General features: G+C 70.3%; 23 protein-coding genes. 3 read left to right on the top strand and 20 right to left on the bottom strand.

What is annotated here, in order from left to right:
- Nucleotides 1-114: 114 nt before the first annotated feature.
- Nucleotides 115-645, bottom strand: a complete 531-nt coding sequence (locus ABD235_RS39170) for a hypothetical protein (protein WP_344183662.1) — start codon at nt 643-645, stop codon at nt 115-117.
- 96 nt (nt 646-741) lie between these two features.
- On the opposite strand from ABD235_RS39170, the gene ABD235_RS39165 reads away from it, so the two are divergent.
- Nucleotides 742-1,065 (top strand): nuclear transport factor 2 family protein, encoded by a 324-nt coding sequence (locus tag ABD235_RS39165; protein WP_344183660.1) that lies wholly within the window; start codon nt 742-744, stop codon nt 1,063-1,065.
- Here the strand turns inward: ABD235_RS39165 and ABD235_RS39160 are convergent.
- The 15 genes from ABD235_RS39160 to ABD235_RS39090 form a co-directional block, all read right to left on the bottom strand.
- Nucleotides 1,055-2,029, bottom strand: coding sequence for a zinc-dependent alcohol dehydrogenase family protein (locus ABD235_RS39160; protein ID WP_344183658.1), 975 nt, complete (start codon nt 2,027-2,029; stop codon nt 1,055-1,057). The two genes, ABD235_RS39165 and ABD235_RS39160, sit on opposite strands and share 11 nt — an antisense overlap.
- Nucleotides 2,030-2,041: 12 nt before the next feature.
- Complete coding sequence (locus ABD235_RS39155) at nt 2,042-3,070, bottom strand: alcohol dehydrogenase catalytic domain-containing protein (RefSeq protein ID WP_344183656.1); 1,029 nt, start codon at nt 3,068-3,070, stop codon at nt 2,042-2,044.
- Between the two features lie 49 nt (nt 3,071-3,119).
- Nucleotides 3,120-3,695: a TetR/AcrR family transcriptional regulator gene (locus ABD235_RS39150; protein WP_344183654.1), complete on the bottom strand. Its 576-nt coding sequence runs from the start codon at nt 3,693-3,695 to the stop codon at nt 3,120-3,122.
- A gap of 43 nt (nt 3,696-3,738) precedes the next feature.
- Entirely contained in the window at nt 3,739-3,990 is a 252-nt protein-coding gene (locus tag ABD235_RS39145) for a hypothetical protein (protein ID WP_344183652.1), read from the bottom strand.
- Nucleotides 3,991-4,152: 162 nt separating this feature from the next.
- On the bottom strand, nt 4,153-7,701 hold the full coding sequence (gene smc, locus ABD235_RS39140; RefSeq protein ID WP_344183651.1) for a chromosome segregation protein SMC: 3,549 nt from the start codon (nt 7,699-7,701) through the stop codon (nt 4,153-4,155).
- A gap of 290 nt (nt 7,702-7,991) precedes the next feature.
- A complete protein-coding gene (locus ABD235_RS39135) occupies nt 7,992-8,192 on the bottom strand; it encodes a hypothetical protein (RefSeq protein WP_184796022.1) in 201 nt (66 codons plus the stop codon).
- A gap of 140 nt (nt 8,193-8,332) precedes the next feature.
- Nucleotides 8,333-9,187, bottom strand: coding sequence for a bifunctional DNA-formamidopyrimidine glycosylase/DNA-(apurinic or apyrimidinic site) lyase (gene mutM, locus ABD235_RS39130; protein WP_344183649.1), 855 nt, complete (start codon nt 9,185-9,187; stop codon nt 8,333-8,335).
- A 1-nt stretch (nt 9,188) separates the two neighbouring features.
- Complete coding sequence (gene rnc, locus ABD235_RS39125; RefSeq protein ID WP_184796024.1) at nt 9,189-9,920, bottom strand: ribonuclease III; 732 nt, start codon at nt 9,918-9,920, stop codon at nt 9,189-9,191.
- Nucleotides 9,921-9,934: 14 nt separating this feature from the next.
- Nucleotides 9,935-10,126, bottom strand: coding sequence for a 50S ribosomal protein L32 (rpmF, locus tag ABD235_RS39120; RefSeq protein WP_077012766.1), 192 nt, complete (start codon nt 10,124-10,126; stop codon nt 9,935-9,937).
- 106 nt (nt 10,127-10,232) lie between these two features.
- Nucleotides 10,233-10,754, bottom strand: coding sequence for a YceD family protein (locus ABD235_RS39115; protein ID WP_344183646.1), 522 nt, complete (start codon nt 10,752-10,754; stop codon nt 10,233-10,235).
- Nucleotides 10,755-10,880: 126 nt separating this feature from the next.
- Nucleotides 10,881-11,351 carry a pantetheine-phosphate adenylyltransferase gene (gene coaD / locus ABD235_RS39110; protein ID WP_344183644.1) on the bottom strand — a complete coding sequence of 157 codons (471 nt, stop codon included), beginning with the start codon at nt 11,349-11,351 and terminating at the stop codon, nt 10,881-10,883.
- Nucleotides 11,344-11,907, bottom strand: coding sequence for a 16S rRNA (guanine(966)-N(2))-methyltransferase RsmD (rsmD, locus tag ABD235_RS39105; protein ID WP_344183642.1), 564 nt, complete (start codon nt 11,905-11,907; stop codon nt 11,344-11,346). The genes coaD and rsmD overlap by 8 nt, the downstream gene beginning before the upstream one ends.
- The gene (gene recG, locus ABD235_RS39100) at nt 11,904-14,150 is read right to left on the bottom strand and encodes an ATP-dependent DNA helicase RecG (protein ID WP_344183640.1); all 2,247 of its coding nucleotides are present in this window, start codon (nt 14,148-14,150) and stop codon (nt 11,904-11,906) included. The genes rsmD and recG overlap by 4 nt, the downstream gene beginning before the upstream one ends.
- Nucleotides 14,147-15,772, bottom strand: coding sequence for a DAK2 domain-containing protein (locus ABD235_RS39095; RefSeq protein WP_344183639.1), 1,626 nt, complete (start codon nt 15,770-15,772; stop codon nt 14,147-14,149). Before ABD235_RS39095 ends, recG begins: the two co-directional genes overlap by 4 nt.
- Nucleotides 15,773-15,782: 10 nt before the next feature.
- Nucleotides 15,783-16,961 carry an MFS transporter gene (locus tag ABD235_RS39090; protein WP_344183636.1) on the bottom strand — a complete coding sequence of 393 codons (1,179 nt, stop codon included), beginning with the start codon at nt 16,959-16,961 and terminating at the stop codon, nt 15,783-15,785.
- Nucleotides 16,962-17,005: 44 nt separating this feature from the next.
- On the opposite strand from ABD235_RS39090, the gene ABD235_RS39085 reads away from it, so the two are divergent.
- Both ABD235_RS39085 and ABD235_RS39080 read left to right on the top strand, forming a co-directional pair.
- Nucleotides 17,006-18,010: an SAM-dependent methyltransferase gene (locus tag ABD235_RS39085; protein WP_344183634.1), complete on the top strand. Its 1,005-nt coding sequence runs from the start codon at nt 17,006-17,008 to the stop codon at nt 18,008-18,010.
- Between the two features lie 125 nt (nt 18,011-18,135).
- A complete protein-coding gene (locus ABD235_RS39080) occupies nt 18,136-18,621 on the top strand; it encodes a P-loop nucleotide/nucleoside kinase family protein (protein WP_344183632.1) in 486 nt (161 codons plus the stop codon).
- A 70-nt stretch (nt 18,622-18,691) separates the two neighbouring features.
- Here the strand turns inward: ABD235_RS39080 and rpmB are convergent, their stop codons facing one another.
- The 4 genes from rpmB to ABD235_RS39060 all read right to left on the bottom strand — a co-directional run bounded on the left by rpmB (nt 18,692) and on the right by ABD235_RS39060 (nt 23,012).
- The gene (gene rpmB, locus ABD235_RS39075) at nt 18,692-18,913 is read right to left on the bottom strand and encodes a 50S ribosomal protein L28 (protein ID WP_077012774.1); all 222 of its coding nucleotides are present in this window, start codon (nt 18,911-18,913) and stop codon (nt 18,692-18,694) included.
- A 237-nt stretch (nt 18,914-19,150) separates the two neighbouring features.
- Nucleotides 19,151-21,136: an aldo/keto reductase gene (locus ABD235_RS39070; protein WP_344183629.1), complete on the bottom strand. Its 1,986-nt coding sequence runs from the start codon at nt 21,134-21,136 to the stop codon at nt 19,151-19,153.
- A gap of 24 nt (nt 21,137-21,160) precedes the next feature.
- Nucleotides 21,161-21,988, bottom strand: a complete 828-nt coding sequence (locus tag ABD235_RS39065) for a carbohydrate ABC transporter permease (protein ID WP_344183628.1) — start codon at nt 21,986-21,988, stop codon at nt 21,161-21,163.
- Complete coding sequence (locus ABD235_RS39060) at nt 21,978-23,012, bottom strand: carbohydrate ABC transporter permease (protein WP_344183626.1); 1,035 nt, start codon at nt 23,010-23,012, stop codon at nt 21,978-21,980. Before ABD235_RS39060 ends, ABD235_RS39065 begins: the two co-directional genes overlap by 11 nt.

Raw genomic sequence — 23,012 nt, 5'->3', positions numbered from 1 at the left:
GCCCACCGCAGTCCTCCCGGCCTCGACGCTCGCGGTCGTTCGTACCCTAGGCGATCCGCCCTGCCGAGCCGTCGCAGGGCCCTGGAGCACGTACCCGACCGACATCGTGGTGCCTCAGTAGCCGGCGTTGCCGGAGTCGCCTGCGGCGGGAGTGGTGATCTTCTGACCGTTCGCACCGACCACCCACCACGTACCGAGCACGCCCTGGCCCTTGGCGTCGCCGGGCTTGGTGTCGGGCGCGTACTGGTACAGCGGCAGGCCTGCCAGCGTGAGCTGCTTGCTGCCGTCGGTCCGGGTCACCGTGCCGACCAGCGACGCGTTGATGCCGTCCAGCTGGGGTGCGGTGGTCCCGGCCTTCACCGGCGGCCACAACGCGGCGCACTCACCGTCGCAGGTGGACATCGACGGGCTGGCCTTGTCGTTGTCGAACACGTACAGGGTCCGCCCGTTGCCATCGACAACGACTTTGCCGAAGTTCGCGACGTCGGCCGTCGCCAGCTTCGGCGCGGCGGCCTGGTCCGGGGTGGTGGTGCTCTGGCTCTGCGGCGCGGCGGCGGGGGTCGTCGTGCCGTTGCCGGTGCCACAGGCGGTCAGGACCGCCAGACCGAGTACGGCGGTGGCGGCGGCAAAGGCGAAACGCTTCATGGGACTGCTCCTCGGGAGATGTGTTTCTCGAACACCCTCCACACGGCCACGTCCCCGCACCGGTTCAACGCCGGCGGCGGGGGTTATCGTCACGTAATGAGCAACGACATCCCCGCCGCCGTCCAACGCGCCCTGGACGCCATCGACCAGCTCGACGCCGACGCCTTCGTCGCGGCCTTCGCCCCCGACGGCTACGTCGACGACTGGGGCCGCAAGTTCCAGGGCCCGGACCGGATCCGCTCCTGGAGCGGCGCCGAGTTCATCGGCAAGAACGTCACCTTCACCGGTACGACGGTCGCCACGCCCGGCAACCCGGTCACCCTGCTCACCCAGGTCGGTGGCGACGGCTTCAACGGCCCGTCCCACTTCACCTTCGAGGTCCAGGGCGACCAGGTCGCCTCGATGACCATCACGGCCTGAACAGGATCTTCCCGTCGCGGCCGGCTTCGCGAGCGTGGTCCCAGGCCTTGCGGTAGTCGGCCAGCGAGTACGTCGCCCCGACCTCCAGACTCAGTACGCCGGACGCGACCATCGCCGCCAGCTCCGTGTACGTCTTGTCCAGCTCGGCCTTGGACGCGGTGCTCAGCCAGTTCACGATCCACAGGCCGCGCAGGGTCAGCTGCCGGTAGATGGAGTCCCCAAGACCGACGACCGGCGGCTGGCCGGTCACGCTGGAGTAGCTGACCACCGTGCCGCCGAACTCGACGGCCTGGGCGAGCGCCCCGATCGTCGCGTCACCGGTGCCGTCCAGCGCCAGCTTCAGCTCGGCGCCGTCCAGCCGCTGCTTGATCCGGCCGGCCAGGTCCTCGCCGTCCACGACCACCACGTCGGCACCGAGCGCGCGGAGCTTGGCGGCCGCCTCCTCCCGGCGTACGGCGCTGACGGTCTTCAGGCCGAGGTGCTTGGCCAGACCGATCACGTACTGGCCGACGGACGAGTTGCCCAGGTTCTGCCCGATCCAGTCCCCCGGCTTCAGGTCGACGAACTCGGTCAGCAGCAGGTGCGCCGTTAGTGGGTTGATCCCCACCATCGCCAACTGCAGCGCGTCTCCCTCGTCCGGGATGACGACCAGGTTCTCGGCCTTGACCACGACCTCGTCGGCCCAGGTGCCCTGCTGGTAGTTCGGCACGATCAGCACGCGCCGGCCCTGCAGCTCCGGGTCGCCGGACTCCACGACCCGCCCGACCCCTTCGGAGCCGAGCGCGAACGGGACCTGCGCCTGGTAGCCGTACGTCCCCGCGGCGAGCATGAAGTCCACCGGGTTGATCGCGGCGGCCTCGATCCGGACCAGCGCCTCACCCACGCCGACAGTCAGGTCGGGTGCCTCGACCAGCTCGGTGTTCGCCTCGATGTCGCCGATCGCGTTCAGAATCAACTGGCTCATGTCCGTGACCCCTCAGTGGTTGGTGGTGATGACCATGCGGAACCGGGCGTCGCCGGACAGCATCCGCTGGTACGCCGTGCCCGCGTGCTCCAGCGGGACCGTCTCGACCATCGGCCGGACGTCGTGCGCGAGGGCGAACGCGAGGTTCTCCTCGTTCTGGCTCGGGGTGCCGGTCAGCGACCCCTGGATGGTCTGGTCGCTGAAGATCACCGACATGCCGACCTCGACCGGGTCGCTGGTGACACCGACGACGATCAGCCGGCCGTGCAGCGCGAGCCCGCCGAGCAGCGCGGTGATCGCGGCGCCGCTGGTGCCGGTCGCGATGACGACCTGCGCGCCGCCGAGCTCCTGCAGCGCCTTGGCCGGGTCGACCGCGGTGCTGTCGATGTACTCGTCGGCGCCGAGCTTGAGGGCCAGGTCCCGCTTCGCCTCACCGCGGGCGATCGCGACCACGCGCAGCCCGAGCTTGGCGGCGTACTGGATGGCCAGGTGGCCGAGGCCACCGATGCCCTGGACGGCGACCAGCGCGTCGGGCCGGGCGGCGCTCTTGCGGAGTCCGTTGAACACGGTGATTCCGGCGCACAGCAGCGGCGCCGCCTCGGCGGCCGAGATGCCCTCCGGTACGGCGACCAGGCCGCTGGCGCGGGTGGTCATGTACTCGGCGTACCCGCCGTCGATGCTGACGCCGGCGATCGGCTGGTCGGTGCAGAACACGAAGTCGCCGCGGCGGCAGTTCGCGCAGACCAGGCACGGGCCGGCGTGAAAGCCGACGCCGACCCGGTCGCCGACCTGCCAGCCGGTGACGCCGTCGCCGAGCGCGTCGACCCGGCCGACGATCTCGTGGCCCGGCACGACCGGCGTACCGGGCGGCAGCGCGCCGAGCAGGTTGTGCACGCCGGCCTCGTCGCTGTGGCAGATCCCGCAGGCCTCGACCGCGATCCGCACCCGGCCGGGGTCGGGCGCGGTGAACGGTTTGTCGACCAGCGTGAACACGCCGTCGAGCGCCTCGACGGCACGATAGGTTCCAAGACGGTCGGTCATCTTGCACTCCTCAGAAGAAAGCCCCCCGGAGTCCGAGGGGCTGTGAAAGCTACGGCTTGAGCAGGCTGTCGAAGGTCAGGGCGAAGAAGACCTCGAACGCCGCCTGCGACTTGTCGGCGCGGGCCTGAATCAGAGTGCCTTCCCACGCGCTGAGCAGGTAGCGCGCGGTCCGGTCGGGCCCGAGGTCGGTCCGGATCTCGCCGGCCTGCTGCCCCTCGGCGATCGCCGCGCCGAGCAGGCCGCTCCAGTACCCGAGGCCCTCGTTCACAGCGACCCGGATCGGGTCGCTGTGATCGACGATCTCGGTCCCGAAGTTCCCCAGCAGGCACCCCCGAGTGATGCCGAACTGGACCACCTCGTCGCGCAGGAACTCGAAGTGCTTGCGGATCCGCTCGACCGGCGGCACCGCCGGGTCGGCCAGGTCCTTCAGCCGCCGCTGCTCGCCGTACCGCTCGAGCGCCACGATCGCCAGCGCTTCCTTGCTCGCGAAGTGGTTGTAGAACGACCCCTTCGGCACGCCCGCACGGTCGGTGATGTCCTTCACCGCCGCCGCGTTGAACCCCTTCTCGTGGAACTGGGCCAACGCCGCGTCGACGATCTCTTCCCGCATGCTCCTCCGCGCCATGCTTCCAATATGACCGGTCGTCTCGGAGAAGTCAACTCCTCGGCTATTCGGCGACGCCCTCGGCCAGTACTCCGCCCCGCAGCTCCGCACGCCGCAAGAACTGGCCGGTCTGCACCTCGCGCACCCAGCGCTCCCGCCGGGCCCGCCGAGAGCGCGCGGCACGCTGCCGCTTCATCCTCGACCGCGGGTCGAGCTCCTCGGACAGGGTGGCCGGCCCGGCCGCGTGCAGCAGCACGTAGTCCAGCCGCCACTTGAACCGGTACCCGAGACTCAAGCCTTCGTTCTTCGCGTGCATCGCAAGCCTCCTGACTTGGCGCCGGCACTTCTGGCATGCCGACTGGCGTGGTGACAGGAACGCCGGCCGTCGCGAGAAAATGCCCGAGGCGAAATCGCTTCGTCAGGGCGCGCCGGAGCAGTCGGTACGCCCTCCGAACACCGGAACCGTTGCGGAGAAGGGCTACGCCGGTTCGGCTTCGCGGATGCGTTGGGAGATGACCGCGGAGACGCCGTCGCCGCGCATGGTGACGCCGTACAGGGCGTCGGCGACCTCCATCGTGCGCTTCTGGTGGGTGATGACCAGGAGCTGGCTGTTCTCGCGGAGCTCCTCGTAGATCTCCAGGAGCCGGCCGAGGTTGGTGTCGTCCAGCGCGGCCTCGACCTCGTCGAGGATGTAGAACGGCGACGGGCGGGCCTTGAACAGCGCGACCAGGAACGCGACCGCGACCAGCGAGCGCTCGCCGCCGGACAGCAGCGACAGCCGCTTGACCTTCTTGCCGGGCGGGCGGGCCTCGACGTCGATGCCGGTGGCCAGCATGTCGCTGGGGTCGGTCAGCACGAGCCGGCCCTCACCACCGGGGAACAACCGGCTGAAGACGTGCTCGAAGGCGACCTCGACGTCACGGTAGGCCTCGGTGAAGACCTGCTCGACGCGGTCGTCGACCTCCTTGACGATGTCCATCAGGTCGCGGCGGGACTTCTTCAGGTCGTCCAGCTGCTCGGCCAGGAACCGGTGCCGCTCCTCCATCGCCTCGAACTCCTCGAGGGCGAGCGGGTTGATCCGGCCGAGCTGGCCGAGCGCCCGCTCGGCCGACTTGAGCCGCTTCTCCACCTTGGCCCGGTTGAACGGCTCGCCCGGCTGCTCGACGTCGGGGTCGTCGCCCTCCTTCGGCAGCGGCGGGACCAGCTGGTCCGGCCCGTACTCCGCGATCAGCGGCTCGACCTCGGTGCCCAGCTCGCTGAGCGCCTTCTCGTACAGCTGCTCCAGCTTCATCTTCTGCTGGGCCCGCGCGAGCTGGTCGCGGTGCACGGTGTTGGTCAGCTGCTCCAGGTCGGAGCTCAGGTTCCGTGTGGAGGACCGGGCCTGGGCCAGGCCCTTCTCGCGGTCCGCGCGCTGCGCCTGGATGGCCGAGCGCTCGGTGGCCGCCAGCTGCAGCGAGTGCTCCAGGCGAGCCAGTACGTGGCCGGCCGCCAGGTGCACGGCCTGCGCCGCCTCGGACTGACGGGCCCGCCGCGACGCCCGCGCGATCGCCCGGGCCCGGGCCTCGCGCTCCTGCCGGGCCGCGCGCTCCAGCGAGTCGGCCCGGCCGGACAGCGCCCGGGCCCGCTCCTCGGTGGTCCGCAGCGCCAGCCGCGTCTCCATCTCGGCCGCCCGGCCGGCCTTGGCCGCCTCGGCGAGCCGGTCGCGCTCGGTCGGGTCCGGCTCGTCGCCGCCGTCCTCGTCGAACATCTCCGCGTCGTTCAGGCGCTGCTCGAGGTCGGCGAGGCCGGACAGGTTCCGGTCGCGCTCCTCCTCGGCGGCCGCGATCGCCTCGGCCATCCGCTGCGCCTCACCGCGCGACGCCTTGGCCAGCGACCCGAACTGGGCCAGCTGCTCGGCCACCGCCGCCATCGCCGCGTCCGACTCGTGCAGCCGGGCCAGCGTGATCTCGACGTGCTCCTTCTGCTGCGCCCGCTCCTGCTCCAGCGCCGCCAGCTCGAACCGCAGCCGCTCGCTGCGCGCCGTCGCCTCGGCCAGCTTCTCCGTGGCCTCGTCGACCGCCGACTGGACCTCGATCAGGCTCGGCGCGGCGTCCGATCCGCCGTACGCGAAGTGCGCACCCAGTACGTCGCCCTGCCGGGTCGTCGCGGTCACGTCCGGCAGGTGCTGCACCAGCGATTGTGCCGCGGCCACGTCGTCCACCACCGCGACCTTGCGCAGCAGGCGGCGCAGCGCCGGGCGCAGCTGCTCGGGGCAGTCCACGACCTCCACGGCGTACGTCGCGCCGTACGGCAGCTGCGGCCAGGACGCGTAGTCCTCGGCCGGCGCGTCGCCCAGCAGCATCCCGGCGCGGCCGAGGTCGTGCTCCTTCAGGTGCCCGACCGCCTCGACGGCCGCGGCCACGTGCGTCACGGCAACCGCGTCGGCGGCCTCACCGAGGGCCGCGGCGATGGCGGTCTCGTAGCCCCCACGGACGCTCAGCAGCGCGGCCACGGACCCCATCAGCCCGGTCACCTGCTCGGAGGCGGCCAGCAGGGCGCCGGCGCCGTCCTTGCGGTTCAGGCCCATCTCCAGCGCGTCCTTGCGGGCGGTCAGCCCGGCCCGCTCGCGCTCGGCGTCGCGCTCCTCGGCGCGCACCTTGGTGAGCCGCTCGTCCATCTCGTCCAGGACGCTCTGCGCGGCCTCGAACTGGTCGTCGAGGCCCTTCTCACCGGCGTCGAGACCGGCCACCTGGGTCTCCAGGGCAGTGAAGTCGTGCTGCGCCTTCGCGGCACGCTGCTCGGCCTCGCGCTGGTTGGCGGCGAGCCGGCCGATCTCGGACTCGGCGGCGGCCGCGCGGCTCTTCAGCGCGTTCACCTGGCCGGTCAGCCGGGCCAGGCCCTCGCGGCGGTCGGCGGACGCCCGGATCAGCGCGGCGATCCGGCGCTCCTCCTCGGCGTGCTCGGCCTCGAGCTGCTGGCGGCGTTCGATCGCTTCGGCGAGCAGCTCGGAGTGGGCCTCGACCTCGGCCTCGATCTGCGCCTCGGTCTCGCGGACCCGGGCCGCCTCCAGCTCCAGCTCCTCGGGGTCGCGCCCGGCACGCGGCTCGTCGGCCTCGTCGTTCAGCGACCGGATCCGGTCGGCGGCGATCCGGGCGGTGCCCTTGATCCGCTCACCGAAGCCGGACAGCGAGTACCAGGTGTCCTGGGCGGCCTGCAGGGCCGGCGCGTCCTCGCGCAGCGCCTCTTCGAGGTCGGCCTCGGTCTCCCGGGCCTCGCGCAGCGCCTCCTCGATCTCGGCCCGGCGCTGGGTCATCGCGGCCTCGTCCTTGAGCTCGGCCTCGAGCGCGGACTGGGCCTGGACGATGTCGTCGGCGAGCAGCCGGGACCGGCCGTCGCGGACCTCGGCCTGGATGGTGACGGCGCGGCGGGCGACCTCGGCCTGGCGGCCGAGCGGCTTGAGCTGACGGCGGATCTCGGTGATCAGGTCGCCGAGGCGGTGCACGTTGCCCTCGGTCGACTCCAGCTTCCGCAGCGCCTTCTCCTTGCGCTTGCGGTGCTTCAGGACGCCGGCCGCCTCCTCGACGAAGCCGCGCCGGCCCTCGGGCGTGGCGCGCAGGATCGAGTCGAGCTGGCCCTGGCCGACGATGACGTGCATCTCGCGGCCGATGCCGGAGTCGCTGAGCAGTTCCTGGACGTCGAGCAGCCGGCAGTTCTGGCCGTTGATCTGGTAGTCGGAGCCGCCGTTGCGGAACATCGTCCGGGAGATCGTCACCTCGGCGTACTCGATCGGCAGCGCGCCGTCGGTGTTGTCGATGGTGAGCACCACCTCGGCGCGGCCCAGCGGGCTGCGGCCGGAGGTGCCGGCGAAGATGACGTCCTCCATCTTGCCGCCGCGCAGCGACTTCGCACCCTGCTCGCCCATCACCCAGGCCAGGGCGTCCACGACGTTGGACTTGCCGGAGCCGTTCGGGCCGACGATGCAGGTGATCCCTGGTTCGAAGTTCATCGTCGTCGCCGAGGCGAACGACTTGAAACCCCGGAGCGTCATGCTCTTCAGGTACAAAGCCTTGCTCCCAACCCGTGAAAGGACAGACGGTATCCGATGGAACCGTCGTAACTGCCGGTGCTGCTGCGGCTACCCGGGGGAAGGTGTTCCGGACCCGAGTCTACGTCGGACGGTCGCGCGGGCCCGGGAGGCCACGTCGATCCGAGACAGAAACGCAAAAAGTACGGCGGAGGCCCGGTACGGGCCGCCGCCGTGGGTGGTGCGGACGGTGCGAAAGCTCCCCGGGACCGACGGTCCCGGGTCAGCTGGTACTGACTGGTCTGTCGCGCTGGTCAGACGTGGGCAGGCGTGTTGAGTGCCTCGTCCACGGTGAGCAGCCGGCCGTCGTGAACGGCTGCGACCAGGTGGTCGTTCTCTGCCTGCAGCCGCATCACGTGCGCCTCCAGGTCCGCGACGCGCCGGTTGAGCAGGCGAACCTGCTCGAGCAGACGCGGGTCAGTGCCTCCAAGATGCCCTAGAAGAGCCTTGGCCATTGTGCTGTCCTCCGGAAGGGTTTTTCTGGCTGGTAGCGCCCCCGGTCCGAGGAGCGCTTCTCAAAAGATGTGCCGTCTTTCAGGGTGACACCCGGTACGCCAAGGGTCAACCTGGGGTACGTCAAATCATCGTTTACCGCTCACCACCGGGCGTGTCGTGGCGCCGGCTGACACTTCGGGCAGCGGAACGAGGAACGGTTCATGAACGGCTCGCGCCGGATCGGGCGGCCGTCGCGCGGGCACGGCGAGCCCTCCTGGCCGTAGACCGCCAGGCCCCGCTCGAAGTAGCCGGATTCCCCGTTCACGTTGACGTACAGGGCGTCGAAGCTGGTCCCGCCGACGTCCAGCGCCTCGGCCATCACCGCCCGGGCGTGACCGAGAATCTCCTTGGCCTGTTGGGGTTTCAGCGTCTCGGTGGCCTTGGCGTAGTGCAGCTTGGCCCGCCACAACGCCTCGTCGGCGTAGATGTTGCCGATTCCGCTGACCACCGTCTGGTCGAGCAGCGCCCGCTTCAGTCCGGTCTTGCGGCGGCGCAGACCGGCGGCGGCCGCGTCCAGGTCGAACAGCGGGTCGAACGGGTCGCGGGCGATGTGCGCGATCTCGGCGGGCAGTTCGGCGCCGCCCTCGGCGTACGACAGACCACCGAACATCCGCTGGTCCAGAAAACGGACCTCTCCCCCGCTGTCGGCGAACCGGAAACGGATCCGCAGGTGCTTCTCGTCCGGCGCGCCGACCGGCTGGACCCGGAACTGGCCGCTCATCCCGAGGTGCGCCAGGACGGCGTCGCCCGACTCCAGCGGGAGCCACAGGTACTTGCCGCGCCGGGCCGGCGTACGGAACGTCTGGCCCTTGAGGGTGGCGACGAAATCGTCCGGCCCGGCGAGGTGCCGCCGGACCGGACGAGGATGCAGTACTTCGACGGCGTCGATCGTCCGCCCGGTGGTGAAGTCCGCGAGTCCGCGGCGAACGACCTCTACTTCAGGAAGCTCAGGCACCTCAGGGCTGCTGGGACGGGTCGATGCTGTCCGGATGCGCCGCCCGCAAGGCTTTCCAGGCCGTTTCGGCCGCCTGCTGCTCGGCTTCCTTCTTGCTCCGGCCGATGCCGTGCCCATAGGTGTCGGCACCGATCCGGACCCGCGCCTCGAACGTCTTGGCGTGGTCGGGACCGGACTCGGCGATCACGTACTCCGGGACGCCGACGCCGAGCTGGGCGACCAGCTCCTGCAGCGACGTCTTCCAGTCCAGGCCGGCTCCGAGCCGCGCCGACGACTCCATCAGCTCGTCGAACAGCGTGTGCACGACCCCGCCGGCCACCTCGAACCCACGGTCCAGGTAGACCGCGCCGATCAGCGCCTCGACGCAGTCGGCCAGGATCGACGACTTGTCGCGTCCACCGGTGGCCTCCTCGCCGCGCCCGAGCCGCAGGTACTTGCCGAGCTTGAGGTCGCGAGCGACCCCGGCGAGCGCGCGCATGTTGACCACCGCGGCGCGCAACTTGGCCAGCCGGCCCTCGGAGAGGTCCGGATGGTTGCGGAACAGCGACTCCGTGACGATGACGCCGAGCACGGAGTCCCCGAGGAACTCCAGGCGCTCGTTGGTCGGCAGCCCACCGTTCTCGTACGCGAACGAACGGTGGGTGAAGGCGTGCTCCAGTAGTTCGTCAGCCAGCGATACGCCGAGCCGCTGGTTCAGCTCGGCGTAGAGCCCCGTCTCGTTGACCGAATTCACTGGGTAGGTGCCGTTTAGCTCTCGACGACCTGGCGACGCTCGCCCTTCGCGCCGTACTGGCCGCAGGTCGGGCAAACGGTGTGCTGCAGGTGCTTCGCGCGGCAGGCGGGGTTCACGCAGGTCACCAGCGACGGGGCAGTGGTCTTCCACTGGGCCCGGCGGCTGCGGGTGTTGCTGCGCGACATCTTCCGCTTCGGAACGGCCACGGTTATGACTCCTCGGTTCGGCCGGAGGCTCGAGAACCCGGCCGGCTTGGTGTGCGGTTGCTCTGTAGTTGTACTGCACCCGTACCGCGGTACGGGAAGTCTGAGGTTACTGCTCCGGCGATCGGTCGTCCCGCGGGGCCAGCCCGCTGAGCGCCGACCAGCGGGGATCGACCGCGTCCTCGTGCTTGTGTCCCGGCTCGTCGTCCAGCCGCACCCCGCACTCGGGGCACAGGCCGGCACAGTCGTCGGAACACAAGGGCGTGAACGGCAGTGCGAGCACCACCTGGTCCCTCAGCGCCGGCTCGAGGTCGATCAGATCGCCCTCCATCCGGCTGGCCTCGTCGGGCTCGGCGTCGCTCTCGGGGTAGACGTACAGCTCCTGGACGTCGGCGAGGAACTCGTCCTCGATGTCGACCAGGCACCGCGCGCACTCCCCGACCAGCCGGCCCTGGGCCGATCCGGTCACGAGCACCCCTTCGACCACCGATTCCAGCCGCAGGTCGAACTGGATCGGATCACCTTCGGGTACGCCGATCACGTCGATCCCGAGATCGGCCGGTGCCGGTGCCGTGAAGGAGACTTCGCGCTGGGACCCGGCGCGGCGAGACAGCTCGTGGGTGTCGATCACGAGTGGGGACCGCGGGTCCAAGGCGCTCAGAGCATCCCTTTCAGGCGTGGGCAGGCAGAAACTCGGTCTCAGCGAGACCGATGGACAACATTACCAAGTCCGCGCCACCGATCCCAATCGGGGGCACTACAGCCGCGCGATCAACCGCGTGTGAACGCTGGGGGGCAGGAACGCGTCCACTGGGCCGCCCAGCTTGGCGATCTCCTTGACCAGGCTGGACGACACGTAGCCGTGCTCGGGCGCGGTCGGCATGAACAGCGTGTCGACACCGGTCAACTGCCGGTTCATCTGGGCCATCCGCAGCTCGTAGTCGTAGTCGCTGCCCGAGCGCAGGCCCTTGACGATCACCTGCGCGTCGACCGCCCGGCAGAAGTCGACCAGCAGCCCCTCGAACGGCACCACCGTCACGTTCGGGTACGGCGCGGCGATCTCGGTCAGCATCGCGACCCGCTCGTCGCCGTCGAACATCCGCTGCTTCGACGGGTTCACCCCGGCGCCGACGATCACCTCGGTGAACGCCGCCGAGGCCCTCGCGATCACGTCCAGGTGCCCGTTGGTGGGTGGGTCGAACGTGCCCGGGAAGACCGCTCTACTCATGGCGGTGACCGTACCAAAGCCGCGCCTCGCCGTACTTGCGGTCCCGCAGCGCGGCGAACCCGGCCGGCCACTCCCACGGCTCGCGCTTGCCCCGCTCGACCACGACGACGGCGTCCTCGGCCAGCCAGCCGTGCTCGGCCAGCGCGAGCAGCACGTCCTGCAGCGCCTCCGTCTCCAGCTTGTACGGCGGGTCGGCGAACACCAGGTCGAACGGCTCGCCCGAGTTGTCGCCCTGGGCAACCTTCTCCACCGGCCGGGTGAGCAGCGTCGCGCCCGGCAGCCCGACCGCGCGGACGTTCGCCGCGATCACCTCGGCCGCCTTGCGGTCCTGCTCGACCAGCACCACCCGCGCGGCGCCGCGCGACAACGCCTCCAGGCCGATCGCGCCCGACCCGGCGTACAGGTCGATCACCGCCAGGTCCTGCATCCCGCCGAACTCGGTCTCCACGGACGCGAACATCGCCTCCCGCACCCGGTCCCCGGTGGGCCGCGTCCCGGTCCCCGCAGGCACCGAGATCCGCCGGCCACCGGCCACCCCGGCGATGATCCGGGTCATGTTTTCTCCAAGTACTCGGCTGCTTCGGACTCCAACGTCTCCGCCACGAAGGCCTTCAACGCCGGGTACTCGGCGAGCGACGGGTCCACCGAGACGATCGAGTGCGCCACATGACGAGCGGCGTAGATGACCTCCTCGTCGCGCAGCACACTGAGCAGCTTCAGACTCGTCCGTCGACCCGACTGCGCGACGCCCAGCACGTCGCCTTCACGCCGGTTCTCCAGGTCGATCCGCGACAGCTCGAACCCGTCCGTCGTCGACGCGACCGCGTCCAGCCGCTCCCGCGACTTCGACCCGGGCCAGCCGTCGGTGACCAGCAGGCACAGCCCCGGCACCTTGCCCCGCCCGACCCGGCCGCGCAGCTGGTGCAGCTGGGAGATGCCGAACCGGTCGGCGTCCATCACCACCATCGTCGAGGCGTTCGGTACGTCGACGCCGACCTCGATCACGGTGGTCGCGATGAGCACGTCGGTCTCGCCCGCGGCGAACTTGGTCATCACCGCGTCCTTCTCGTCGGCCGGGAGCCGCCCGTGCAGCACCGCCTGCCGCAGGTCGGGCAGGACCTCGGCCAGTACGTCGGCCACCTGCAGCACCGAGATCGCCGGCCGCGGCTTGCCCTTGGCCCCGGACTCCTCGTCCTCGGCGCCGGAGGCGAACTCGCCCTCCTCGTCGGTCGCGTTCTTCACATCGTCGCCGATCCGCGGGCACACGACGTATGCCTGATGACCCTTCTGGACCTCCTCGCGGACCCGCTCCCAGGCCCGTTCGAGCCAGGCCGGCTTCTCCTTGGCCGGGACCACCGACGACTTGATCGGCGACCGCCCGGCCGGCAGTTCGGTCAGCGTCGACACCGACAGGTCGCCGAACACGGTCATCGCGACCGTCCGCGGGATCGGCGTCGCGGTCATCACCAGCACGTGCGGGGTGTTCTCCCCCGACTTCGTGCTCAGCGCCGCCCGCTGCTCGACGCCGAACCGGTGCTGCTCGTCGACCACCACGAGGCCGAGATCGGCGAACTGGACCTTGTCCTCCAGCAACGCGTGCGTGCCGACGACGATCCCCGCGGCGCCGCTGGCCGCGTCCAGCATCGCCGTACGCCGGGCAGCCGCGTTCAGCGAGCCGGTCAGCAGCCCGACGCGCGTCGCCCGCTCGGCGCCGCCGAGCATGCCCTGCTCGGCCAGCTCACCGAGCATCTTGGTCAGCGTCTTGTGGTGCTGGGTCGCGAGCACCTCGGTCGGTGCCAGCAGCACGGCCTGGCCACCGGCGTCGACCACCGACAGCATCGCCCGCAGCGCGACCACGGTCTTGCCCGAACCGACCTCACCCTGCAGCAGCCGGTGCATCGGGTGCAGCCGGGCGATGTCGGCGAAGATCTCGTCGCACACCTCGGCCTGGCCCGCGGTGAGCTTGAACGGCAGCCGCGCGTCGAAGTCGTCCAGCAGGCCACCGGTGGTCCGCTCGCGCGGGATCGCCTTCAGCGCGTCGGTGACGGCGCGACGCTGGGCCAGGATCGTCTGCATCACCAGCGCTTCCTCGAACCGGAACCGCTTCTGCGCCTCGGCGATGTCCTTCTCGGTCTCCGGCAGGTGGATCTTCTGCAGCGCGTCCCGCAGGCCGAGCAGCTTCTCGTTCTTCCGGATCAGCTCGGGGATCGGGTCCTCGAGCTCCTCGAGGTTGTCCAGGACGATCTTCAGGCTGCGCTCGATGGTGGCCGTGGGCAACTTCGCGGTGGCCGGGTAGAGCGGCCGGAACGGCTTGGCCCGGCGTTCGATCTCGGCCTCGTTGAGGTCCTCCTCGTCGATGATCTCGGTGCCGGGACCCTTCAGCTGCAGGATGTCGCGGAACTTCGTCACCTCGCCCCAGAACAGGGCCGCCGTGCCGGGCGTCAGCTTGTTGGCCAGCCAGGGCTGGTTGAAGAACGCCAGCTCCAGGTCGTTGCGGCCGTCGGTGACGACCACCTTGGTGATCGTCTTGTGCCGGCGGAACTTGTTCACCTCGTCCGGCCGGATCTCCTGCTTGGAGTCCAGCGAGCGCACGGTGACCTTCTTGACCTTGCCGTTGACGGTCGCCTGGTCGCCGACCTCGAGCTCGTCGAACGGCGTCAGCTCGCCCTTCTTCAGGTAGCGCCGCGGGTAGTGCCGCAGCAACTCCCCGACGGTCTCGATCCCGAGCACCTCGGAGAACGTCTTCGCCGTCCGGGCGCCGACGAAGTCGCGCAGCTTCCGGTCGATGTCTGTCTTCATTCCACCCCGATCAGCAACGGGTACCGCTCCTGTCCACCGTCGTACACCATCACGTCGACATCTTTGCGGTGCCGGCGCACGTGCCGCACCACCGCCTCGACCAGCGCGGGGTCCGCGTCGCGGCCTCTGACCACGGTCATCAGCTCACCACCGCCGCCGAGCAAGCGGTCGACGACCCCGGTCGCGGCCGCGATCAGATCCTCGGTGATCAGCGTGAAGTCGCCGTCGACCACGCCCAGCGCGTCGCCGATCCGGCAGGTGCCGGCCATCGTCCAGGCGTCCTTGACCGCGATCGTGACCGCGCCGTGGCGGGTCTGCCCCGCCGCGGCCGACAGGTGGACGACGTCGTCGTCGAAGCTGCGCGCGGGGTCGTGCACGGCGATCGCCGCCAGCCCCTGGACCTGCGCGCGGGTCGGAATCACCGCCACCCGTACGCCGTCCTGCCGGGCCGCGGTCGCCGCGGCCTCGGCGACCGCGATCGAGTCCTTGTCGTTCGGCAGCAGCACGATCTCGGGCGCCTTGGACTGCTCGATCGCCCGGAGCAGCTCCCCGGTCGAGCACCGCCGCCCAGGCTCACCCCGTACGACGATCGCTCCCGCCTCACCGAACAACGCGGCCAGCCCGTCCCCCGCCGCCACCGCGATCACGGCCCGTCCCGGCACCGGGGCGTGCGGCGGAAGATCCGCGAAGTGCGTCACCCGGATCCGGTGCGGCCGCCCCACGCCGATCCCCAGCTCGATCGCCGCGCCCACGTCGTCGGTGTGCACGTGCACGTTCCACAGCCCGTCCCCGCCGACCACCACCACGGAGTCCCCCAACCCCGTCAGCTCGCGCCGAAGGTCCCCGATGGAGTCGTCTCCCGCGTCGAGCAGGTACATCACCTCGTACGCCGGTCCGTCGGGCCCGAGCTCGTCGGCGGTCTCCTGCTCGGGCACGACGCGATGCGGTACGCCGGTGGTCTGGGCCGGCCCGCGGCCCGAGAGCACCTGCTCCATCGCACCGAGGATCACCACCAGCCCCGCGCCACCGGCGTCGACCACTCCCGCACGCCTGAGCACGTCCAGCTGCTCGGTCGTCTTCGTCAGCGCGACCCGCGCCGCCGCGACAGCGCCCAGGCAGACCTCAGCCAGGTTCTTCCCGTCGTTGGCCGCCGCGAGAGCCGCGTCGGCAGCAGCACGGGCGACGGTCAGCATGGTGCCTTCGACCGGCTGCGCCACCGCGCCGTACGCGGCGTCGGCAGCGAACACCAGCGCATCGGCGAAGGCCACCGGCTCACTCATCCGAGGATCAGCGAGTCGGCCTTCACTCCCCTGACGGATCGGAAGGTTCTCGGCCAGCCTCAGACCACACGCCCTGACCAACTGGGACGTGATCACCCCGGAGTTCCCCCGCGCCCCCAGCAGCGCGCCGCGTCCGAAGGCTTGGACCGCCTCCGCGAACGTCAACTCCCCCTGGGGCAGCGCGTCGCACGCGGCCTCCCAGGTCAGGTACAGGTTGGTGCCCGTGTCGCCGTCCGGGACCGGGTACACGTTGAGATCGTCGATCTCGGTCCGCGCCCGCCCCAGCTCGACGAGCGCCGTTCGAGCCCAGCTCCGCAGCACCCCGACCGTCAGCTCTTCCACGCCGGGAAGGTTAACGTCTGGCGCGAAGCGATGCGCCGACCAGACCGGCCACCGGCCCCACCGCCAGCAGTACGGCGAGCACGCCGTACCCGAAGCCGAGGCCGACCACCGTCGCGACGCCCGCGACCAGCAGCGGCCCACCGGCGTCACCCAACTCCCGGCCCAGCTCAGCCGTCCCCATCGTCTGGCCCAACCGCTCCGGCGGAGTCGACGCTGCGAGCGCCGCGAACCCGAGCGGGGTGATCAGCCCGGTGCCGGCGCCGATCAGCACCGCGGCCACCAGCACCCCAGCCAGCCCCGCCAGCGAGGCGCTCAGCAGGCCCGCGGCCGCCAGAAGTAGTCCCACCGTCAGTCCGGTCCGCGTACCGAGCCGACCGGCGTCCAGAGCGCGCCCTGCCCGCGGCTGCACGACCGCGGCCGTCGCAGCCAGCACTGAGACGGCAGCGCCCGTCGCGATCGGTCCCAGCCCAGCAGCTGCACCTGTGACGGGCAGGAAGCCGACTCCCACCGACAACGCCGCAGTAGCCGCGGCCAGCGCAGCAGTTGGCCGCAAGAACACCGGGTCAGTGATCCGCCTCGCCAGGTCCACCACGGTCTGGCGGGTCCGCGGCAGCGGCGGTACGACGGGAACCGCCAGTAGCGCCCACACCGCCACGACCAACGCCAGCACGGCCGTCACCGCGAACAGCAACCGCAGCCCACCAGCCCACACCAGCCCACCACCCAGCAACGGCCCCAGCGTGTAGCCGAGACTCTTCGCGAACCCGTAGCTCCCGAAGGCCCGCCCGTGCTTGGCCGCCGGGTTCAGCCGCGCCACCAGAGCCGACGCCGCCGGGGAGAACGCCGAGGCAGCCGCCCCCTGACCGAGCCGGGCGACCCACAACCACCCCGGACTGTCCACCACCGCGTACGCCGCCGAGGCCGCCGCGAAGCCGACGAGACCGGCGAGCAGCACCGGCCGGGCGCCGACCCGGTCCGCGACCCAGCCGAACAGCGGCTTCAGCAGCACCTCGGCGCCGTCGTACAGGGCGAGCAGGACGCCGAGCGTGAGCAGGGACCGGACGGCGTCCTCGGAGAAGCCGCCGAGGTTGGCCGCCACCGCGTGCGCGCCGAACGCCGTGGTGAACCCGGCCGCCCACAGCGGTCCCATCGAGCGGTTGCCCGCTGCAGCACTCTGGTCGGCCGTCACGGCTGCGAATGTAGCTGGCGGTCGGGCGGCGCTTACCATGTGCTGTGCCCGCCTTGCTCTTCTCGGTCTCCCCCGACAGCTACGACCTGGCCGTGCGGGAGATCCGCGAGGAGTTCGGGCGCGACGTCGCCGTCGAGCGGGTCAGCGGGGACCTCGGGCGGATCACCCAGAACGCGCCTGCGGTCGGCGAGCTGGCCCGAGCCTGTGACGAGGGCCGGATCATCTTCGTCCGGCACCTGACCGTCGAGATCGCGAGCTTCCCGCCGTACGACGCACCGCCCGCGCACGAGCTGGCCGAGCTGGTCCTGGCCGAGCTCCCCCGGCACCCGGCTGCCCTCGCCGTCCAGACCTGGACCGACGGCGCCGGTTCGGGCGGCACCTACTACCACCTGCTCGACGAGGCCCTCGGCGCCCGCGGGATCGAGGTCACCCGCTCCGGGCAGGACATCGTCGTCTCGTGCTTCGTCTCCGACCGCGCGGTCCTGATCGGCCTGAACCGCCTCGAGGACAGCCTCGCGGACTGGCCCGGCGGCCGGATGCGGCTGGCGCGGTCCGACGAACGCGTCTCGCGGTCGGAGTTCAAGCTCGAGGAAGCGATCCGGACCTTCCACCTCGACCTGAAGCCCGGCGGCAAGGGCCTCGACCTCGGCGCCAGCCCCGGCGGCTGGACGCGCATCCTGCGTCAGTACGACCAGGAGGTCTGGTCGGTGGACCCCGGCGCCCTCGACCCGCGTCTGAGCCGCGACCGGCGGATCCACCACGTCGCCACCACGGCCGGCGAGTTCTTCCGCCGCAACGACGTCCGCTTCGACGTGGTCGTCAACGACATGCGGATGGACCAGGTGCTGAGCGCCCGCGTCATGCTCGACGCCGTACCGCACCTGCGCCGCGGCGCGCTCGCGGTCGTCACCCTCAAGGGCGGCGGCCGCAACCCGCTCGACGCCGCGCGGCGCGGAATGGATGTCCTCAGCAAGGAGTACGACGTCCTGCACGCGCGCCAGCTGCACCACAACCGCCGCGAGATCACCGTCGTCGCGCGCGCCCGCTGACCGTCGGGGGCACCGGCACTCGGGACCGTGAACACCTTCCGGGGACCCTGAACACGTCATTGCGTGTCCGAGGTCCCGATTGGGTGTTCAAGGTGCCGCCGCGTGACCGGCGCTAGGGTGCCGCCATGTCCCCGGCGACCATGATCCTGCTCATCGGCCTGCCCGGCTCCGGCAAGACCACCCTGGCCAAGCAGCTGGAGACCGAACGGCGAGCGCTGCGGCTGACGCCCGACGAGTGGATGAGTTCGCTGTTCGGTATCAACGAGCACGAAGGCAAACGCTGGGTGCTGGAGTCCGAGCTGCTGTGGGGCGTCGCCGCGAGGACGCTGACGCTGGGGAACAGCGTGATCCTCGACTACGGCTGCTGGAGCCGCGAGGAGCGGGAGCTGTTCCGGAAGCGGTCCGAGGAGCTCGGCGCGCGGACCGAGCTGATCGTGCTCGACCTCCCGCTGGAGGTGATCTGGCAACGGCTCGACAGCCGCAACGCGCTCGCGCCGGCCGCCACCTTCCAGGTCAGCAAGCCGGAGCTGGAGTCGTGGGACCAGCTCTTCGAGCGGCCCGCCCCGGACGAGCTGGCGGGCTACGACCGCGCCGTCGTACAACAGCAGTAGGCGCCCGGGAGATCCCGGACGCCTACGAGGCCCTGCACGGAGACCGGCTCATCGGGGAGCCGGAAGAGTACTAGCCGACGACGCGCTGAACCTTGCCCGCCTTGATGCAGGAGGTGCAGACCTTCAGCTTGGTCGGGGTGCCCTTGATGACCGCCAGGAACGGCTGAATGTTGGGGTTGAACCGCCGCGGCGTACGCGCCTTGACCCGGCGGATCATCGCGCCCTTACCCAGCCGGGCAACACTGTTGCCGAACGTCGGCTGCTTGCCGCAAACATCGCACTTCTTAGACATGATTCTCCGTGGTCAAGGGTGTTCAGGGTCGTACGCCGACAAACCATGTTACACAGCGTCTGCAGGCCCGACCAATTCGGTCCTGGGCCGTGATCCAGGCCACAGGGGGTCAGTTCGCCGTCGAAGCTCGTACCACGAGCTCGGGCCTGCCGATCATCCTACGCGGTCGGCGAGGCCGACGCCCGAGCGCCGTCCGGGGAACCGGGCCGGCCCGCGGAGAGCAGGCCGGCCCGGTCGTCAGTTCGCGGTCAGGTAGGCGACCTCGTCGTCGGTCAGCGTCACCGAGAGGCCCGGCAGCGAGGTGCGGGTCTCGGAGATCTGGCGCGGGCCGATCAGCGGGAAGACCGGGTACGGCTGGTGCAGCAACCAGGCCAGCGCGATCGCGGTCGGCTCGACCCCCTTCGCCGACGCCAGCTCCCGGGCCCGGTCGAGGCGCTGGAAGTTCTCGTCGGAGTAGAAGCAGCGCACCAGCTCCTCGTCCGAGGTGTCCTCCGGCTTCGCCCGTCCGGTGAAGAACCCGCGGGCCTGGCTCGACCACGGGAACAGCGCGACCTGCCGCTCCCGCAGCCATGCCTGCGACTCGTCGTCGCTGACGTGCCGGCAGCCCTTCCACGGCACGTCGTACGCGCGGGCCAGGCTGAGGTGGTTGCTCAGCAGGGTCAGCGGTTGCTTGCCGTTGGCCGCGGCGTACGCGTTGGCCTCGTCGAAGCGCGCGGTGGTCCAGTTGGACCCACCGAACGCCTTGCAGCGACCGGCCCGGAACTGCTCGTCCATCGCGTCGACGAACTCCCCGACCGGGATCTCCTCGTTGTCGCGGTGCATCAGGTACAGATCGACGTGGTCGGTCTGCAACCGCTGCAGGCTCTCCTCCAGTTGCCGGCCGATCGACTCGGGGTCGCAGTGCGGGGTGTGCGCGCCCTTGCCGATGACGACGACGTCGTCGCGGTTGCCGCGGGTCTTCATCCACTGCCCGAGCAGCTTCTCGCCACGCCCACCGCCGTAGATGTACGCCGTGTCGAATGTCGTGCCACCGCGCTCGACGAAGTCGTCGAAGATCGTCGCGGCGTGGGTCAGCGTGTTCTGGTTGTCGACGCCCATCACCAGCCGGGACACCTGCTTGTCCAGGCCGGGCACGGTGCCGTACGTCATCGGGGCGTCGTCACGCCGGGCCAGCGGGCGCCCGGTGGCGGTCGGGACCGCCGCGTCGTCGCGCTCGCTCGCGTACTGCTGGCCGATCAGCTTGCGCCACTCGTCCTGGACCTCCAGGTTGCCGAGCGTGTCGGCCCAGGACATCTCCGGGGCCTGCCGCTGCTCGATCGCGGCGGCCACCGCGTCGGCCTCGGCGGCGTAGATGAAGGCCGGCTCCGCGGAGATGTCCCGCGGCTCCTGCCCGATCTTGTGCACGGTGACGTGGGTCGGCTTGCCGTCGCCGCCGAACCACGGGTCCTCGACGACCAGGAACCCGTCGCTGCCGAGGATCTTGACCAGCGGCTCGTCCTTCAGCCGTACGCCGGTCTGCACCTGGGCGGTCAGCCCGCTGTCGAAGAACAGCGTCGCCACCGCCCACTCGTCGACGCCGGTCTCCCCGACCGAGCCGGCCGCGGTGACCGCGGCCGGGTCGGCGAACGGCTGGCCGATCGCGGCTCCCGCGATCAGCCGGGCGTACGAGACCGGGTAGCCGCCGACGTCGAGGATGCCGCCGCCGGCCAGGTCGTCGGCGAAGATCCGGCTGTCGGCCCGGAACTGCGCCTGGAACGCGAACGACGCCTGGATCTGGTGCACGGTGCCGATCTCGCCGTCACGGACCAGCTGGGCGACCAGCTTGGTCTGCGGCAGGCACCGGTACATGTACGCCTCCATCAGGAGGACGTCGTTGCGGACCGCGGCCTCGATCATCGCCGCGGCCCAGGACCGGTTGATCGCGAGCGGCTTCTCGCACAGCACGTGCTTGCCGGCCTCGGCGGTCTTGATCGCCCACTCCGGGTGCAGCGGGTGCGGCGTGGCGATGTAGACCGCGTCGACGGTGTCGTCGGCCAGCAGGTCGTCGTACGACGCGTGCCGGTTCGGGATCGAGTACTTGTCACCGAACGCGTCGGCCGAGTCCTGGCTGCGGCTGCCGACCGCCGCCAGGACCCCCGTGGACGAGGACGGGAGCTGACTGGCGAAGCGGGAGGCGATGTTGCCGGTCCCCAGGATTCCCCAGCGAATCTTGTCGAGTTGCACGTATGCCCCTTGGGAAGTGGTCGATCAGAATTTCATGGCGCCGGCGGCGATGTCGGCGATGAAGTGGCGGCCGCCGATGATGAAGACCCCGATCAAGGGGATCACGCTCATCAGGGCGCCCGCCATCACCATGCTGTAGTCGGTGCCGTACACACCGTTCAGCTGCTGGAGGGCGACCTGGAGGGTGAGCCGGTTCGGGTCCGTCATCACGATCAGCGGCCAGAGGTAGTCGTTCCACACGTTGATGAAGGTGAAGATGCCGAGAAAGGCCAGACCGGGCCGCAGCACCGGCAGGCCGACGGTGAGGTACTGCCGGAAGAAGCCGGCGCCGTCGACCTTGGCGGCCGAGATCAGTTCGTCGGGGATCGCGCCCTTGGCGTACTGGCGCATCCAGAAGATCCCGAACGCGTTCGCCGCGCCCGGGATGATGAGGGCCTTCAACGACCCGATCCAGCCGAACTCCGCCAGCGTGACGAACTGCGGCACCAGCGCGAGCTGGGACGGGATCATGAAGGTGACCAGCAGGATCCCGAACAGCAGGTTCCGGCCGGGGAACTCGTACTTGGCGAACGCGAAGGCCGCCAGCGAGTCGAAGAACAGCACCAGCACGGTGACGCCGAGCGAGGCGATCAGCGTGAGCAGCATCGCGCCGAAGAAGTCGATGTTGCTCAGCACGTTGCGCATGTTCTCCAGCAGGTGCGAACCGACCAGCAGCTTCGGCGGGTAGGCGAAGATGTCCGGCGTGGTGTTCGAGGCCATCACCAGCATCCAGTAGAACGGGAACAGCGAGACCAGCACCCCGAGCATCAGCACGACGTGGCTGGTCACCTCACGAACTCGTTCAGTGCGCATCGGCGTACTCCTTCCCGGCCTTCTCGGCGGCGATCTTGCGCTGCGCCCGGCGGGCGACCCGCTTGGTGATCCGTTCGTCGTCGCTGCCGCCGATCAGCCGCCAGTTGATGATCGAGAACAGCACGATCAGGATGAACAGCGCCCAGCCGATCGCCGCGCCGTACCCGAACTGGTTGGAGCCGAAGGCGTTGTCGTACAGGTAAGAGACGATGGTCAGACCACCGTCGCCCGGGCCGCCGATCGAGCCGCTGGCGCCGAACAGCACCTGCGACTCGGTGAAGATCTGCAGCCCGCCGATCGTCGAGGTGACCGCGGTGAACAGGATCACCGGGCGCAGCAGCGGCACGGTGATCTGCCAGAACTGCTGCCGCGACGACGCGCCGTCGACCTTGGCGGCCTCGTAGATGTCGGACGAGATCGCCTGCAGGCCGGCCAGGAAGATGATCGCGTTGTAGCCGGTCCAGCGCCAGGCCACGATGGTGGCGATCGCGATCTTGATCCCCCACGGCTGGCTGAGCCACTCGATCTTGTCCAGCCCGATCGAGGTCAGGAACGCGTTCAGCAGCCCGAAGTTGTTGCTGAACACCGAGCCGAACACCATCGTCACCGCGACCACCGAGGTGATGTTGGGGATGAAGTACGCGATCCGGTAGAAGCTGCGGAACCGGGTCGCGTTGTGCAGCGAGTTCGCGATCAGCAGGGCCAGCAGCAGCATCGGGACCGTCGAGAGCACCCAGATGATCAGGGTGTTGGTGATCGACTTCCAGAACGTCGGGTCGGTGAGCAGGTAGCTGTACTGCTCCAGCCCGACCCACTTCATCTGGCCGATGCCGTCCCAGGAGTGGAACGACAGCCAGATCGAGAAGAACACCGGGAACGCGCCGAAGATCGCGAACAGGATGAAGAACGGCGCCACCGCGACGTACTGCGGGAAGGCCTGCTTGAACTTGTTGGGCCGCTGGCTCGGCCCCTCGTCGGCGATCCGTACGGCGGCCGGAGATCGGAGTGCGTCACTGACGGCCAT

It is taken from the genome of Kribbella lupini, assembly GCF_039529595.1.
GTDB lineage: Bacteria > Actinomycetota > Actinomycetes > Propionibacteriales > Kribbellaceae > Kribbella > Kribbella lupini.
Note: the sequence above shows the minus strand (reverse complement) of the source record. Positions and strands in the feature narration are given on the sequence as shown.